Raw genomic sequence first — 16,558 nt, forward strand, 5'->3', positions numbered from 1 at the left:
AACATTGCTAAAATATTGGTAGCGTGTGAAAAGATCAGTTTTTCTGTTTACGAAGGAAAAGACTGATTACCATACCACAAAGTGCCAAAGCCATTGAAATTAGAAACGTATCATGAAATCCTGCGACACCACCTATATTCGGTTGACTCTTATGAGAAGCAATATTGGATGTCAATAATCCAGACATTATTGCAACGGCAAAGGAACCAATAATTTGTTGAGCGGATGCTGTGAGTGGTGTTACACGGCTAATCAAATCTTTTGGGGCTGCCTTAAGTACATGTGTACCGAGCTGCATAGTAGATAATCCTTGACCTAATCCCATAATGGCGAGATAGCTGATCATAACATATACATTTGTATCATTTTGCAAGCGTGTTAAAAGAAAGAGTCCGGTTGATAACAGCACAAGACCAGAGAATACAGGAAGGCGAGCGCCGTATTTATCGAATAATTTTCCACCGATGATCATGCCGACAAAGGATATTATCGCTTGGGGAATGACCATCAATCCAGATTCGAAAGAAGAAAAACCTCTGACCAGTTGCAAAAATAGAGGGATTAACAGAATCGAGCCAAATAAGGCGAATTGATTAATCCAGGTCAGAATCATACCTTTACTAAATTCAAACGAACGGAAAGAACGAAGCTCCAATAACGGTTCTTTTTGGCGCAGCTCCACAAAAATAAACAGAGTAAGCGTAATGATGGCGAACATAAGAGTAATAAGCGTATATTTGTCACCCCATCCGTCTACTCCCCCTCTGTGAACCCCGAACACCAAGCTAGAGAACGCTAGCGGAGATAAAATCACACCCCAAATATCCAGATTGACCTTTTTCCCTTTCTCTGTAACCGGAAGAAACTTAATGCCAACGATCATCGCAATAACACCAATCGGAACATTAATAAGGAAAATCCAGTGCCAGCTTGCGTATTCCAACAGCCATCCTGACAGTACAGGGCCCAGCACAGGCGCAATCAACATCGGTAGTCCGAGCAAGCCCATAATAGACCCTCTTTTATCAGGAGGTGCAATTTTGAAAGACATTGCCATGCCGATTGGAGCAATCATCCCTCCTCCTAACCCCTGTATTACGCGAAAAATAATCAGCTCTGTCGGTGACTTTGCCAGTGAGCATAATACGGAACCCATTGTAAACAATACAATTGAAGCTAAAAAGACTCTTTTAGCCGTAAATTTATCCGAAAACCAACCGGCTAATGGGATAACTACAGATAACGCTAGGGTATAACCAGTAATCGGCCACTGAATGGTCTTTAAGCTGGTTGCAAAGGTTTTTTCAAGTTGTGGAATAGCTACGTTCATAATAGTACTGTCGAGCATAACTAATAACATCCCTGTTATTAGTGCCAGAATTACTGGGAATATTGCCTTTATGGAGAATTCTTTTGTGACTGGCTGGGATATTTTCACTTCTGGATTCATCATGTTCTTTACACATCCTCTTAGATTTTTTCAACAAAATTTCTATCAGGAACTTCCTCACTAATCCGCCTCGCCTTTTAACTAACACTGTAAGATTAATATAGCACCGGAATAATAGACTGTAAACAGAAATATCTAACGGTGTAAGATTATCATCTGATCGCTTCAGCTCTTCAAATGTGACGCATATTAATCTAACGCTGGTAGACCAACCCTCGTGGATGGATTAAGATAAAGGAAGAAGATAGGAACAGGAGGTCATTCGATGAGAATCAAAAATCTACAAATCACCGAACAAGATATAATCAAAGCTTCTTGGGAGCTGTTAGATAATGTCGGTATAGAGGCTTTCAGTATGAGGAAATTAGCAGAACTACTAAATATACAAGCTGCATCACTTTATTGGCATTTTAAGAGCAAGCAGAGTATTTTTCAGACACTTGCCAATGAAGTAGCAAAAGAAACCCTACAATCTGCCTCTCTCGAAGGGGAATGGAATGATCAATTGTTTCATTTTGCGGACCAAATTCGAGGTGTTTTACATAAATATCCTTGTTCCGCTCAGCTCTTGATGAGAACATTACCTTCGGAACCAGACTATCTAGCTTTGCTGAATACGTTGCTACAGATTGTGGAGCCGCTGCCTTTAACCGACAGTGATAAGTTCTCTATAATCTCAAGCGTGTTAAACTATGTGATCTCTTTCGAATTGGACAAGTATGAACAGGATCGAATTGACGTAGCCATGAAAAATGGAGTCCTCGGGGATGCTAGAGAGGTATTTAAACAATCCCTTGAGCGCTTAAACGGAGAGGGTCCTAATGTTATAAAGCGGATGTACGAGAACAATATCTTCAATGAAATAGGCTCTGACAAGATGTTTCACACAGGTCTGAAAATATTAGTGCGGGGTATAGAACAGTTGGCCAATGCGTAGCAAGAAATGCAGTAAGGGCATCCCAGTAGCCAATTCCGGCTTTTGGAATGCCCTTACTCTTTAAAGAGCCCGAAATAAAAGCTCCCCTTTTGACTTAATATATCGATACATCGCACCACACACCACTAATATCAACATTCCAAGACCTAACAAAACGAGATTACTATTCAGATCGGCTAGAAGAAGACTCAAACCGAAAGGAATCAGTAAGCTTATAAACCCTATCAATAACGCCACTAAGACGGATGCGCTTTGTTTGACTACCGATACTTCATTTGTCCACTCCAGTTTAGGTAACTTCAAGTTAACGAGCACACCTATCATTGCAGTAAGGCAAGCATATAAGACGGGAATAACCAGTAATAACAAGCTTTCCATCCATCCGGTACCTAGAGATATCATGAGGAGCACACTACTGACAACTATAATCGGCACGGTAATCGTAAGATTCACTGCGATTTTACTTAGCAATATCGTTAATGTCGGCACAGGTGCGCTTTTTAAAATCCAAATATTATTACCTTCGAGCGATATGGAACTGGATGTCGTACAGCTTAAAGTTACAAAAACGGAAACAAACAGTGGAGCCAGCCGATTCAGATAATTTGAAAGCTCTGGTATCTCAACGAGTTGTCCTAGTTGCTCTGCACTAACGAACAGTAAAGCGATCGCCAATACAAGTAACATAACCATTCCTATACTCGTGTTGAGTACATATATAGAAGAACTAAAATAGCGACGCAGCTCTTTTTTATACAATGTGTAAAGCGGTGAGGATACTGTAAGTGATTTCATTTGATATTTATTGTTTGAAAAAGAAGTCGTAAGACCTGTGTGTATCGCTTTATATTTACTGCCAAGTACCATGGTAAACAGCATAAAAGAAATCAGCGAAATCGCAATAAACAGTACTAAGGAATCCATTTGAAACGAGCAAACCGCATTTACATACATAAGCGTCAAAGGATACAAATTGTATATTTGATCAGCGATTTGAGCGCTCATATCCGCAAGTAATTGTGGATTATTACCATTTATTTGACCTGAACCAACAATTAAAGCAATAATTACAACAAAAGTTAGGATGAGAGTTATTATACGACTTCCTTTAAATCTTGAGGAAACCCAGCTGATCAGAGCACCTATAATCGTTGCAGCAATGATCGGCACTAATGGAATAAATAACAGCGTAATCAAAAAATACAAATAATATAGTACGCCGGGATTCAGCTTTATTGCATAAACAATGCCTGCAGGTACCATCACCATCAAAGAGAAGAATAGGTTTAACACATAAAGCTGAGCCACCCGACTTGCTACAATATGACTCGTTTTGATTGGCAGCGACATTACGAGATCGTAGTCTTTGGAGCCAAATAATACACCACTTGCCTTATAAATCGTTGTAAAAAATCCGATTAAGCAAGTAACTGCCATCATTATCGCAAGCAGCAGCTCTGGCCGGCCAATCTGTTCAAGGGTCTCTGCTATCATATAGCTATAACCAAATGAAACCAGAGCCATCATGACAACTCCAATTAGGATCCCGATGCTCAGCCAAAGCATTTTGCGTCTTTTTTTCACATCATGTGTATGCAAGGCCTTATTTAACCCAAAGGAAGAAATCAGCTGAATCTTCGTCAATCTCCAGATATTAATCATGCTTAATCAACTCCAAAAATACATCTTCAAGGCTACTGTCACCCTTCACCTCTTCTGTCTTGCCGTGGGTGATCAACTCACCCGCTTTAATAATGGCAATCTTATTGCAAAGCTTCTCGGCCACATCCAGTACATGCGTCGAAAAAAAGATCGCACTGCCCTGACTGCAAATCTCCGTCATGGTTTTTTTTAGCGTGTGTGCCGCTTTTGGATCAAGTCCCACAAAGGGCTCATCCAGCACTAATAACTTCGGTTTATGTATTAGTGCTGAGATGATCGCGAGCTTCTGTTTCATTCCATGAGAATACGAGGAGATTAAATCCCCCAAATGAGATGTAATTTCAAATTCATCACCATATTTCTTAATCAACAACTCCCGATCTGCTTTCGATACACTAAAAAGATCACCAATAAAATTCAAGTATTGAATGCCGGTCAGATGATCGTATAGATCTGGATTATCTGGAATATACGCAGTAATCGCTTTGCAGGCTAAAGGATCTTTTTTGATAGAATATCCACCAATTTCGATGTCCCCCTCCTCAAAATCAAGAACACCTACCACTGCCCGAATTGTCGTTGTTTTCCCCGCACCGTTATGACCAATAAAGCCATAAATATCGCCTTTCTCAACCACTAAATTCAAGTCATTTACTGCCTTCTTACCACCCTTGTAGCTCTTGGTAAAATGTTTTATTGTCAGCATTTGAGCACTCCCTTTCCGTTCATGTACGTATTAGTAACTTTCATCATGTAATCAATGCCTACCGTTTCATACGTTGTTAGGATAGTTTTACTATAGTACGTTTATCTTGTCCATTTAGTTCATACCTTCATATAAATATATTTTTCTTTATAAAAAACGAAAAAAGAGGGGTTCTCCCCTCTCTTATATAATCCTATTCCATTCGTTTATACGTACTTATGGATCGTTGCGAGCAGTTGATCAGCTACATAGTCAACTCCGTAAGCAAGTTGATTGTGATCGAAGCGTATTTTCATAAAACTCTCATCTGTATCAAGCGCATCGGCGAACAACCCAGCTAAACCACGTGCCTTGCGATCAATCTGCAGAAGTAATTCAATGCCATCCTCATTTGGAAAGAAAACGATTTCTAATTCGTCTAGTTGATTCCGGAACTGTGAAGGGGGAACGAATTCAAATTCTTGAACAAAATCTAACCCATTGATCCTGCCGTAACGTGGTGCATATTCACAAGTCACTTCACGAATATGGAACCCGAGCTGATTCATCGCATCCAAAATAATGGCATAATATGGATGAGGGCCTACTTGAAGATAATCCTGATCCTTTGGATCAATTGCCTCTTTAATATCAAGTCCGGTTTGAATCCAAACTGGCGATCTACCTAATGTCACTGGCGTTATCGCCGGAAGCTGGAATGAGACGGGAAATTCATAGACCTGCTCAGCATCTACTTTGAATTTACTTGCTAACAGGAATTTGGATATCGTCGCTTCCACTTCCATCTTCTTATCATTCAGCTCTTTCAAATAACGCGTCTTAACGAATGCGTAGACGTCATCGACCTCCTGATCCACTCGCCCGCCTTGAATTTGGACGGTACCACTGATCGTATCACCTGCGTTCACAAAATCTTGATGGAGTATGAGATCTACCTTAGCCGCTCCAATTCCGGCGCTCGCGAGCATTCGTTTAAACATTGACATTGTAATAAATTCCCTCCCTAATATTTGCATATTTAAGGATACGAAGGGAACCATCTCCGGTTTCATTTTAGAACAGTATATACCGTGTTACTAACAACAAAAAAGCATCCGCACCCAAAATTGGGGCCCGAATGCTACTTTTTAATCATAAAGTCTACGCTGTCGCGAACTGACTATTATATAATCGTGCGTAATATCCGCCGCTGGCTAGGAGCCCCTCATGCGTACCACTCTCCACAATATCTCCATCCTTCATGAAAAGAATGAGATCCGACTCCCGAATCGTTGACAATCGGTGGGCAATCACAAAGCTGGTCCGACCAGCGATCATAGTCAGAAAAGCTTTCTGAATTCGTACCTCAGTCAATGTATCAATACTGCTTGTAGCCTCATCTAAAATAAGCATAGGCGGATCTACAAGCATTACTCGTGCAATGGTAAGCAGCTGCTTCTGTCCTTGGGAGAGATTATCCCCTGAGCCACTGACCTTCGTATCATACCCTTCAGGCAGACGTTTAATAAAGCTATGCGCATTAGCCGCTTTAGCAGCAGCGATGACTTCTTCCTCTGTAGCCCCAGGTTTTCCATAAGCAATATTATCTCTGATCGTGCCCCCAAAGAGCCAAGTATCCTGCAGCACCATCCCAAAATTACTTCGCAGGCTGTCACGGGTAATTGTCTTAATATCCACACCATCTATCTTGATGGACCCACGGTCCACATCGTAGAAACGCATGAGCAGGTTTACCAGCGTTGTCTTCCCCGCTCCAGTCTGACCTACAATCGCAACTCGGGTACCGGGCTTTACTTCTAGACTGAAATCGTTAATCAAGGGACGTTCTGGATGATAAGAAAAGGATACTTTTTCGAAGGTAATGGTTCCTTGACTTGTGCTCATGATTTTGGCGTCCTTAGAATCAGCTGGTTCTGGCGTTAGATCGAGAATGGCGAAGATCCGCTGTGCAGAGGCAGTTGCCGATTGAAGCTGTGTAATCACACCAGTTATTTCATTAAAAGGCTTAGCGAACAAGTTGGAGAAGATCAAGAAACTGGATAGATCCCCTACCGTGAAATGACCCTGAATTACCATAACACTACCGATCATAGCTATGACTGAGAACGTAACGTTATTTACTAGCCGCGTCGTCGGATTAGATAAGGAGCCATAAAATTGTGACTTCACACCGGTCTGGTATAACGTCTCGTTTTGATCTTCAAACTGAGACATTGCACGTTCTTCATAATGATAAGCCGTGACTACTTTTTGCCCGCCGATCATTTCCTCCACATAGCCATTGAGACCACCGAGAATCTTGGCCTGCTCTTTAAACATCTTTTGAGATCGTATCGTAATAAATCTGGCCACAAAAAAGGTAGCGGGTGCTGACAAAAGAACTACTAAGGTCATCAGAGGACTGATGTACATCATAAGCACAATTGCCCCAACAATGGTGATGATCCCTGTAAGCAGCGTGGAGAAGCCTTGCAGCAGTCCATCAGAGACAGCATCCATATCATTAACAAAACGGCTGATACTGTCTCCTTGCGGGTGGTTGTCGTGAAATTTTAAAGGCAACACATTTAATTTATCAAAAAGCTCCCGACGTAAGTCATATACAGTCCGGTAGGCGATTCGATTTGTCAGATAGGTAAGGAGCCATCCAAAAAAACTGCCGACAATATATACCGCTGCCAGAATCAAAAGCAGTCTAAGTACGGCGTCAAAATCCACCTCTCCCGGTCCGATCATAAAATCAATGGCTTTACCGATAAGAAGTGGTCCGATTAGACTAGCAATCACACTAAGTAATGCGCATATAACCGCCCCAATAGCTATTTTTCTATAATGTCCTGTATATACAATTAGTCTCTTCCAAATGTTGTTTTTGTTCATTGGCCCGACTCCTCACTCGATAGCTGGGACAGGCAGATTTCTTTGTACACTTCGCAACCACGCATCAGTTCCTCATGGGTTCCGACGCCGGCAATCCGCCCTTCCTCAAATACCATGATTTTATCCGCTTGCCTTACTGTGCTCACCCTCTGCGAGACAACTAGTAGGGTCATTTGCTGGCTGCTCTCTTTGAGCGCTTTACGTAGAGCCGCATCAGTAGCGAAATCCAGCGCACTGGAGGAGTCATCCAGGATAAGAATCGACGGCTTACCCACCACTGCACGAGCTATGGTTAAGCGCTGCTTTTGCCCCCCGGATAAATTAAGTCCACCACGTGATACCTGCGTATTCAATCCTTCAGGCAATTTGCGAATAAACTCTTCCGCCTGAGCAACAGAGGCTGCTTGCATGATTTCTTCCTCGTTTGCGTTTTCCTTCCCCCAACGAATATTCTCAGCGATTGTTCCAGTAAATAACACTGCTTTTTGCGGCACAATCCCTATTTTCTCACGAAGCTGATGCAGCTTATACTCTCTGACATTCACTCCATCCACTTTAACTTCACCTTGCACTGCATCATAAAAACGTGGAATCAAGTTCACAAAAGTAGATTTACCAGAACCCGTACTGCCAATCAGCCCCACAGTTTCTCCGCGGTTAATGACTACCGAAATATCCTCTAATGCCAATTCTCCTGTTGTATTATAACCAAACGATACATGTTCGAATGATATGGCAGGAGCGGTATAATCAGGTTCAGGTTCAGTCATCACGACATTCCCTTCCTCGGACACGGATGCTTTGACACTCAGCACTTCATTCACACGATTGGCAGAGGATGAGGCTTTTGTAAAAATAATGACCAAGTTGGAGACCACAATAAGCGCCAGTAAGATTTGAGTGACGTAATTGATAAAGGCAATGATCTCACCTTGAGACAATCGCCCTCCATCAATGTGAATTCCACCTACCCATAAAATAGCTATGATCGCCGCGTTTACTACAAGTGTCGTCATAGGTCCAAGTAAAGCGGAAATCCGCGAGACCCGGATCGCTGTAGTGGTTAAATCCTCAGATGAGGCATCAAAACGTTCTTTTTCCGTACGTCTCTTTGCAAAAGCACGAATGACTCGAATCCCCGACAAATTCTCACTAAGAACGAGCGCAAGGGCATCCAGCTTCTGCTGGTATTTTCGATACAAAGGCGCACTTCGAGTGATGATAAAATACAAAATAATACCAAAAATCGGCGTTGCCGCTATTAAAATCAGCGATAATCTGAAATCCAAAATCATGGACATTATGATTGCCCCGATACAGATAAACGGCGCACGAATAACCAGGCGAATCAGCATAGCGACTGCAATCTGCAGCTGGTTTACGTCATTGGTAATCCGGTTAATTAGCGTAGGCGTGCCGAACGTATCCAGCTCAGCGTACGATAAAGATGTAATATGTTTGAACAGTTTATTACGAAGTGTCGTGCCGAATCCCTGAGATGCTCGTGCTGCATAGTATTGGCACACCATAGAGCAACCGAAACCAAGCAGTGACATCAGAACCATTAGGCCACCCATGCGGTAAACATAGGCGCTGTCATGATTACCAACCCCGTTGTTGATGATCAATGCGACAATGGTAGGCAAAATCAGCTCTAGAATCGCTTCCATCAGTTTGAAGATTGGACCGATGATCGCTTCTTTTTTGTACGGCTTTAAATATACTGCAATTTTGAACAAATTCATCCACACCCAACCTAAGAAGTATTTAACCACTTGAAATATGTATAAGAACAGTTATGATTATGGCATATCTACTCATATATTAATAATATTGGATTCGTATCGCTCCCATACGATTAACATATCTCAAGTTCGGAGGATTCTTTTATGGATATTAGACAACTTAAATATTTTATGGCGATAGCTGAGGAAGGACAGATTACATCCGCGGCCAGAAAGCTGCAAATGGCCCAGCCTCCGCTGAGCCAGCAGCTAAAACTCCTGGAGGAAGAACTCGGTGTAAAGCTAGTGGAACGAGGTCCACGCAGCGTGCAGCTCACTGAAGCTGGAGCCATTTTGCGGGACCGTGCCCAACAAATTCTGGAGCTGGCAGATTCCACTGCCCGTGAGCTCACTGATTTTGTCAAAGGTTTAAAAGGAACCCTAGCCATTGGTACAGTTTCTTCCTCTGGAGCTACGTTGCTTCAAGATCGGCTATGTGAGTTCCACAAAACGTATCAAGGTGTGAAGTTTGAGATTCATGAAGGAAATACCTTTAGAATCATTGACCTCTTGAGTAAAGGTATTGTCGAAGTCGGGATTGTTAGGACACCCTTTAATGCTACAAATTTAGAATGTCTTTACACACAGGCTGAGCCTATGATTGCCGTAATGACGCCAGAGTATGACTGGAAAACAGATGAAAACTTCGTTGAGATCGGTGAATTAAAAGATAAGCCGCTCATTATCTACCGCCGTTTTGAGCAGCTTATCCGGGAAACCTGTCTTGAGAATGGTTTTGATCCGCTGATTTTCTGTATGAATGATGATGCGCGAACAACACTGCTCTGGGCAAACGCTGGTCTTGGCATCGGAATCATTCCCAAATCCGCTTTCGAATTAACGAGTAATCGGAATTTGATCTATAAAGAAATCAGTAGTGAATCACTACGCACGCGGGTCGCCGCCGTCTGGATCAAGGATAAATACTTATCATCACTAGCTTCTAAGTTTATTGAAAGCTTTAAGAATGGTTAAGAATCTTCGCTATTTATTCACTTGTTGTTGAACTAGTCTATCCTCTTCTTCTTTAATACGACTAATATCAATTCGTTCAAACAACAATTGTAAATCAGTAATCTGTTGGTAAGGGGGCACCGAGCAAGGCTGCCAATTCGGTAGTTCTAACGACAGGAACCCCCTGATCTTGTCACAAGAGAACGGGAGAAACGGATGCAGCAAATTCGCTAGGTTCGCAATAATCTGAACACATGTGTATATTGCAGAATCACAAGAAACCTGATCCTCTTTTATCTGTATCCATGGTTTTTGCAGATCGAAATACTGGTTTGCCTTGCGCACGTAAGAAAAAATATACTCCAGCGCATCTTTTATATTCCCAGCCTCAATAAGCCGCCCTGATTCCAGATACAAGAGGTCGATGTTGTCCCTCCACCCCTTATCCAATTGCCCGTTCGGCACTTTCCCTTCATAAAACTTATCTACAAAAGCCAATGAACGATTCACAAAGTTACCAAATGCTCCAAGCAGCTCTCCATTATGGCTATAAATAAACTCTCTCCAGGAAAAATCCGTGTCCCGCTTCTCGGGTCCATTGGCAATTAAGAAATAACGAATAGAATCTGGCTGATACCGCTCTAAAATATCAGGTACCCAGACCGCCCAATTTCGGCTAGTGGAGAACTTCTGCCCTTCAAGGGTTAAATATTCGCTAGATATAATCCTGTCCGGTAAATGCAAACCTCCTACTCCTAATAACACAGCCGGCCATATTAAGGTGTGAAAAGGAATATTGTCTTTACCATGGACATAATAAGCGGTAATCTTCCCTTTATTCTCTAACCAAAAATCCTCCCAGCTTCCTCCGGACTGCGCAGCCCACTGCTTACTGGCTGATAGATAACCACTTACCGCCTCAATCCAAACATAAATTTTTTTATCTTCAAATCCAGCCACAGGGACATCTACACCCCAAGACAAGTCTCTTGTTACCGCGCGGTCCTGCAGCTCTTCTTGTAAATAACGTTTGGTCAGTTTAACAGCGTTTTCTCTCCAAAATTGTGCTTCCTCTACATATTCCGTTAATTCAGACTGAAAATTAGATAAGCTAAGATAATAATGTTCTGTAGGCCGTTCTGTTGGCGTACTCCCACATAATTTGCAGACTCTGTCTAACAAATCGGCAGGATCTAGAATCGTAGAACAATAATCACATTGATCCCCTCGTGCACGCTGGCCACATACCGGACAAGTCCCTTCTACATATCTGTCTGGCAAAAAGCGCTGATCTACCTCGCAGTAACATTGCGCAATGGTTTTTTTATATAAATGACCATTCTCTAGCAGCTTTGTAAACAACTCTTGCACGACCTTATGATGCTGCGGTTGATCCGTTCGAGTATATAGATCATAACTAAATCCCAGCTGTTCAAAACACTTCAGAAACTCTTCATGATATCTGCTCGCAAAGGCTCCGGGCGTAATTCCTTCATTCGCAGCCTGAACCGCTACGGGTGTGCCATGGCAATCACTGCCTGATACATATAATACGTTATCCCCTTTGGAGCGAAAATATCGTGCCAGCACATCCCCAGGCAACACACTTGATAATCTCCCAAGATGTAAAGATCCATTCGCATACGGCCAAGCACCACCTATTAACACATTACTCATTAACCTTCTCCTCCTTTTTTTAGACAACAAAAAAACTCCCATCCACAAAGGACGAGAGTTCTACTCACGTGTTACCACCTAATTTTATAAATGCCTCATGACATTTACCTCTTCAGGTACGACGTTAATTAACGTTTATACCCTAGCACTGTAACGGATGCAGGTTCCGGCGCAGCCTACAACCCATAAGGTTTCGATGCGCAGCTCTGAGACCATATTCCCAAGGGTTTTCTTTACTCCTTTTCAGCGACCGGAGCTCTCTGTTGAAAGAATTGCCGTGGTACTCTTTCTCTTCTTTGCTTTTACATATTCAAGTTACTGGAAATAATACTTAATTTATCGAGTAATGTCAATGCATAAGCTCAAACATAATGAATTCGCCATAATTCCCATGAAAAAGACCACCCAATCATAATACAATTGGATGGTCCCTGTACTTTATATTATTTCATGATTTTACAAATATCATTGGTGAATTGAACAGGATCACTAACTTGCAATCCTTCGATCAACAGGGCTTGGTTGTACAGCAAGTTCGTGTATAAACCGAGCTTCTCTTTATCGTTCTCAGCTGCCGCTTTCAAGGACTGGAATACTTCGTGATGAATGTTGATTTCGAGTACCTTGTCCGCTTGAACCTCTTGCCCATTCGGCATCGATTTCAGGATTTTTTCCATCTCGATCGTCAGTTCACCTTCTGCAGAGAGGCATACCGGATGCGTCTTCAAACGTTTGGAAGCTTTAACATTCTTCACTTTGCCGGACAGGATGTCCTTCATCGCTTCAAAAAGCTCCTTGTTTTCGTTCTCTTCCGCTTCCGTTGGCTTGTCCGCTTCGTCAGCTTCGATTCCCAGATCACCACTGGATACGGATTTAAATTCTTTTTCCTTATACGACTGGATCATCTTGATCGCAAATTCATCAATATCATCAGTGAAGTAGAGAATTTCATACCCTTTATCCGATACCAGCTCGGTTTGTGGGAGCTTTTCGATTCTGTCGATCGACTCTCCGGATGCATAATAGATGTACTTCTGATCTTCTGGCATTCTTGATACATATTCGTCCAGTGTTACCAGCTTCTTCTCCTTGGAGGAGTAGAACATCAGTAAGTCTTGAAGTGTATCTTTGTGCATTCCATAATCATTGTACACACCGAATTTAAGCTGTCTGCCAAAAGCATTATAGAACTGCTCATATTTCTCTCTTTCATCCTTCAGCAAGCTTTGCAGTTGGCTCTTCACTTTATTCTTAATGTTCTTAGCGATCAAGGTCAGCTGACGGTCATGCTGGAGCATCTCTCTGGAGATGTTCAGCGAAAGATCCTCTGAATCTACCATACCTTTTACAAAGCTAAAATAGTCAGGCAGCAGATCTGCACATTTGTTCATGATCAATACACCGTTGGAATAAAGCTCAAGACCTTTTTCATATTCCTTTGTGTAATAATCAAAAGGTGTATTTTCTGGGATGAACAGGATTGCATTATATACTACAGCACCATCGGCACTGATATGAATATGTTTAAGCGGTTTGTCGAAGCCGTAACGTTTCTCTGCATAGAAGTTATCGTAATCTTCTGTGGTCAGCTCGCTTTTGTTCTTCCGCCAGATTGGTACCATGCTGTTTACGGTTTGTTCTTGAACAACTTCCTCAAACTCGTTTTCTGTGCCTTCTTTTGGCTTTTGCTCCTTCACGTCCATCTTAATAGGGAAACGGATGAAGTCGGAGTATTTTTTAATGATGGATTTCAGGCGATATTCTTCCAGATATTCATCATATTGATCTTCTTCGGTATTCTCTTTAATCTTCAAAATAACATCAGTACCCACAGAATCCTTCTCGACAGACTCCAGAGTATAGCCGTCAGCGCCCTTAGACTCCCATTTAAAGGCCTCGTCGCTGCCTAGTGCCTTACTGATCACTGTAACGTCATCTGCCACCATAAACGCAGCGTAGAAGCCAACACCGAACTGTCCGATGATATTATGACCATCTTTAGCTTCATTCTCTTTTTTAAAAGCAAGCGATCCGCTCTTCGCGATCGTTCCTAAGTTATTCTCCAGTTCCTCTTGAGTCATCCCGATCCCTGTATCGGAAATCGTCAAGGTTCTGTTCGCCTTATCAGCACTCACTTTAATATAGTAATCCTCTTTGTTGAAGACCAGGCCTTCATCAGCTAATGCTCTGTAATAGATCTTATCAATCGCATCACTTGCATTGGAAATCAACTCGCGCAGGAAAATTTCTCGTTGGGTATAAATGGAGTTAATCATCATTTCCAGCAATCTTTTCGATTCGGCTTTAAACTCTTTTTTGGCCATGAATAAATAAATCTCCTTTCAAAATAACCTTCTTGTACAACACTCTATGATTAGCACTCTTCTTAGATGAGTGCTAATTCTTCTTTTTATATAACATAAACTGATTTTGAATGTCAATATTTATAGCGACTTTCATTAAATAATGCTACCTTTCGCTAACGATTCATTCACAAGTAACATTTGCGTTAGAAATTGCAACGGCTGAGACTTCCATTTCTTAGGATGCATCAGAAGCTGCAGATCAAAGTGAATTTCCGGATGTGCGAAGGGCAGCTCGGCCAAGTTCCCCCGCTCAATTTCTTCCTCTGCCACGATTTTTGGTAGCAGGGCAATTCCCAGACCATTCATTACACAACGTTTGATCGCTTCTAGATTCGAAAGCTCAAAGCCTATGCGGAATATAATGCCGTGATCCTTTAACAGATTCTCGAACAGACTCCGATAAATACAGCTTTCTTCAGAAACAATTAATTCACAGTTATTTAGATCCTGTAAGCTTACTATATCCTTCCGGGCAAGTGGATGATTAATGGGGGCGATCAATACAAGCGGTTCGTCTCTAATGATCGTACGATCAAGTAGAGAATCCGTAGTGGTACGATCAAGCATCAAGCCGATGTCCACTTCCCCGTCTTTTATTTTGGCCACAAGACTAGCTTCCTGCATAGTTTGTAGATGGATATCAAGTTTCGGGAATTTCGTCCTCAACTGCTGTAGGTAAGGGGGCAAGTAGAATGCGGCTAATGAATCTATTGTCCCAATTGTTAGCGTGCCTCCTATTTGCTGGGCGATGGTTTCTTTAGAACGATCATACAGATCCAAAATCTCCACGAATAGCTTCAATAGCTCTTCTCCAGGCGGGGTAAGACGCAATTGGCGACCATGCCGTTCTATTAAAGGGACTCCGTATTCCTTCTCTATCTTCTGTATTTGCATCGTAACACTCGACTGGGCATAACCTAGCTCTTCAGCAGCACGTGTAAAGCTCTGACGTTTAGCTACCTCGCGGAATGTTCGTAAATAGGTTAACTCCATAACCTCACCCTAACATCAATATTTTTGATGATACACATCATTTATTATAGCTAACGACGATGCAACATTCCATGGTAAAGTGTATGTAGAGGAATTAAAATATTTTGGAGGCCGATAATTTATGCTTACAGAACAACAGATTTATGGAATTTATGTCCCCGTGGTCACCCCGTTCAATGCTGCTGGTGAAGTCGATCTGGATTCGTATCAGCGTTATGTAAAGAACCTTATTAACAACAGCATACAAGGTCTGGTCGTTAATGGAACCACCGGTGAATCGCCAACTGTAACCGTAAATGAAATGCAGCTTCTAGTAAACACTTCTCGTGAGCTTTTACAATCTACATCTATCCCCTTAGTAGTCGGTACAGGAACCAATGACACAGCTTCTACGGTAGCACGCACAGAGATCGCAGCTAACCTTGGTGCGGATTGCGCACTAGTAGTCGTCCCTTATTATAGTCGTCCATCGCAAGAGGGCATCATTGCCCATTTCCGCAAAGCGGCAGAAGTAGGTATTCCGATCATGGCTTATGACATTCCAAGTCGTACGGGTACTGCTATGACCCTAGATACTGCACGTACAATCCTAGAAATGAATCATGTTGTCGGATTAAAAGACTGCTCTGGTAGCACCAAAATGGTTACTGAGCTAGTTCGTACAGGTAGCAAACCTGTGCTTGGCGGCGACGATTCACTCTTTTTTGAAATGCTTAGCTCCGGGGCAGCTGGTGGTATGCTTGCTACTGCGAACGTTTATCCAGCAGAATGTATCCGTATATACGAAGCCTTCAAATCGGGTCAATTCGACTTATCCAAAGAAAACTTTGAACAACTACTGCCGATCATCCGTCTCTTGTTCAAGGAATCGAACCCCGCTCCAATCAAATGGATGCTTAGCCAAAATGGCCTAATCAATTCGGATACGCTTCGCCTCCCAATGACTTCCATCAGCACAGCGCTTCAGCAAGAGCTTAGTTCTTATATTCAGGACAACGCGATTGAAGCGACTGCATAACTATAATAACAACAGCCGTTATACAGTGGGAACTGTGTAGCGGCTTTTTTGTAATGAATCTAACGTCGAAATCGCTCTCATCGAGAAGATCAGCAATAACTTTTTCGATATTATTCTAACCATTCTTCTGA

The 16,558-nt window shown here is 42.2% G+C and carries 12 protein-coding genes and 1 other annotated feature; of the genes, 3 read left to right on the forward strand and 9 right to left on the reverse strand.

What is annotated here, in order from left to right:
• Positions 1-34 precede the first annotated feature (34 nt).
• A complete protein-coding gene (locus MHB64_RS18710; protein WP_341135140.1) occupies positions 35-1,453 on the reverse strand; it encodes an MDR family MFS transporter in 1,419 nt (472 codons plus the stop codon).
• A 262-nt stretch (positions 1,454-1,715) separates the two neighbouring features.
• Between MHB64_RS18710 and MHB64_RS18715 the strand changes: the two genes are divergently transcribed.
• Positions 1,716-2,387, forward strand: coding sequence for a TetR/AcrR family transcriptional regulator (locus MHB64_RS18715; RefSeq protein WP_094870257.1), 672 nt, complete (start codon positions 1,716-1,718; stop codon positions 2,385-2,387).
• A gap of 60 nt (positions 2,388-2,447) precedes the next feature.
• On the opposite strand, the gene MHB64_RS18720 is transcribed toward MHB64_RS18715, so the two are convergent.
• From MHB64_RS18720 to MHB64_RS18740, 5 genes are all read right to left on the reverse strand, one after another.
• Positions 2,448-4,049: a hypothetical protein gene (locus MHB64_RS18720; RefSeq protein ID WP_341135141.1), complete on the reverse strand. Its 1,602-nt coding sequence runs from the start codon at positions 4,047-4,049 to the stop codon at positions 2,448-2,450.
• Positions 4,042-4,755, reverse strand: a complete 714-nt coding sequence (locus MHB64_RS18725; RefSeq protein ID WP_094870259.1) for an ABC transporter ATP-binding protein — start codon at positions 4,753-4,755, stop codon at positions 4,042-4,044. The genes MHB64_RS18720 and MHB64_RS18725 overlap by 8 nt, the downstream gene beginning before the upstream one ends.
• Positions 4,756-4,961: 206 nt before the next feature.
• On the reverse strand, positions 4,962-5,741 hold the full coding sequence (locus tag MHB64_RS18730; protein WP_341135142.1) for a sporulation protein: 780 nt from the start codon (positions 5,739-5,741) through the stop codon (positions 4,962-4,964).
• Positions 5,742-5,895: 154 nt separating this feature from the next.
• Positions 5,896-7,635: an ABC transporter ATP-binding protein gene (locus tag MHB64_RS18735; protein WP_341135143.1), complete on the reverse strand. Its 1,740-nt coding sequence runs from the start codon at positions 7,633-7,635 to the stop codon at positions 5,896-5,898.
• Positions 7,632-9,374 carry an ABC transporter ATP-binding protein gene (locus tag MHB64_RS18740; RefSeq protein WP_341136100.1) on the reverse strand — a complete coding sequence of 581 codons (1,743 nt, stop codon included), beginning with the start codon at positions 9,372-9,374 and terminating at the stop codon, positions 7,632-7,634. The genes MHB64_RS18735 and MHB64_RS18740 overlap by 4 nt, the downstream gene beginning before the upstream one ends.
• 150 nt (positions 9,375-9,524) lie before the next feature.
• Here MHB64_RS18740 and MHB64_RS18745 point away from each other — a divergent pair, with 150 nt between their 5' ends.
• Positions 9,525-10,394, forward strand: a complete 870-nt coding sequence (locus tag MHB64_RS18745; protein ID WP_094870262.1) for a LysR family transcriptional regulator — start codon at positions 9,525-9,527, stop codon at positions 10,392-10,394.
• 9 nt (positions 10,395-10,403) lie between these two features.
• Here MHB64_RS18745 and metG read toward each other — a convergent pair whose 3' ends face one another.
• From metG to MHB64_RS18760, 3 genes are all read right to left on the reverse strand, one after another.
• Positions 10,404-12,050, reverse strand: coding sequence for a methionine--tRNA ligase (metG, locus tag MHB64_RS18750; RefSeq protein ID WP_341135144.1), 1,647 nt, complete (start codon positions 12,048-12,050; stop codon positions 10,404-10,406).
• A 44-nt stretch (positions 12,051-12,094) separates the two neighbouring features.
• Positions 12,095-12,356, reverse strand: a binding site (T-box leader).
• Positions 12,357-12,493: 137 nt separating this feature from the next.
• Entirely contained in the window at positions 12,494-14,374 is a 1,881-nt protein-coding gene (htpG, locus tag MHB64_RS18755; protein WP_341135145.1) for a molecular chaperone HtpG, read from the reverse strand.
• 135 nt (positions 14,375-14,509) lie between these two features.
• Complete coding sequence (locus MHB64_RS18760; protein ID WP_341135146.1) at positions 14,510-15,409, reverse strand: LysR family transcriptional regulator; 900 nt, start codon at positions 15,407-15,409, stop codon at positions 14,510-14,512.
• Positions 15,410-15,530: 121 nt separating this feature from the next.
• Between MHB64_RS18760 and dapA the strand changes: the two genes are divergently transcribed.
• Positions 15,531-16,427, forward strand: coding sequence for a 4-hydroxy-tetrahydrodipicolinate synthase (gene dapA / locus MHB64_RS18765; RefSeq protein ID WP_094870266.1), 897 nt, complete (start codon positions 15,531-15,533; stop codon positions 16,425-16,427).
• The last annotated feature ends 131 nt before the right edge of the window (positions 16,428-16,558 follow it).

Origin of the sequence: Paenibacillus sp. FSL K6-2859 (assembly GCF_038008265.1) — a bacterium.
Classification (GTDB): Bacteria; Bacillota; Bacilli; order Paenibacillales; family Paenibacillaceae; genus Paenibacillus_AQ; species Paenibacillus_AQ nitricinens.

Bases quoted from the DNA above. Each gene is read 5' to 3' on its own strand.
- MHB64_RS18710 (WP_341135140.1), bottom strand. From the start codon at position 1,453: ATGATGAATCCAGAAGTGAAAATATCCCAGCCAGTCACAAAAGAATTC.
- MHB64_RS18715 (WP_094870257.1), top strand. From the start codon at position 1,716: ATGAGAATCAAAAATCTACAAATCACCGAACAAGATATAATCAAAGCT.
- MHB64_RS18720 (WP_341135141.1), bottom strand. From the start codon at position 4,049: ATGATTAATATCTGGAGATTGACGAAGATTCAGCTGATTTCTTCCTTT.
- MHB64_RS18725 (WP_094870259.1), bottom strand. From the start codon at position 4,755: ATGCTGACAATAAAACATTTTACCAAGAGCTACAAGGGTGGTAAGAAG.
- MHB64_RS18730 (WP_341135142.1), bottom strand. From the start codon at position 5,741: ATGTCAATGTTTAAACGAATGCTCGCGAGCGCCGGAATTGGAGCGGCT.
- MHB64_RS18735 (WP_341135143.1), bottom strand. From the start codon at position 7,635: ATGAACAAAAACAACATTTGGAAGAGACTAATTGTATATACAGGACAT.
- MHB64_RS18745 (WP_094870262.1), top strand. From the start codon at position 9,525: ATGGATATTAGACAACTTAAATATTTTATGGCGATAGCTGAGGAAGGA.
- metG (WP_341135144.1), bottom strand. From the start codon at position 12,050: ATGAGTAATGTGTTAATAGGTGGTGCTTGGCCGTATGCGAATGGATCT.
- htpG (WP_341135145.1), bottom strand. From the start codon at position 14,374: ATGGCCAAAAAAGAGTTTAAAGCCGAATCGAAAAGATTGCTGGAAATG.
- MHB64_RS18760 (WP_341135146.1), bottom strand. From the start codon at position 15,409: ATGGAGTTAACCTATTTACGAACATTCCGCGAGGTAGCTAAACGTCAG.
- dapA (WP_094870266.1), top strand. From the start codon at position 15,531: ATGCTTACAGAACAACAGATTTATGGAATTTATGTCCCCGTGGTCACC.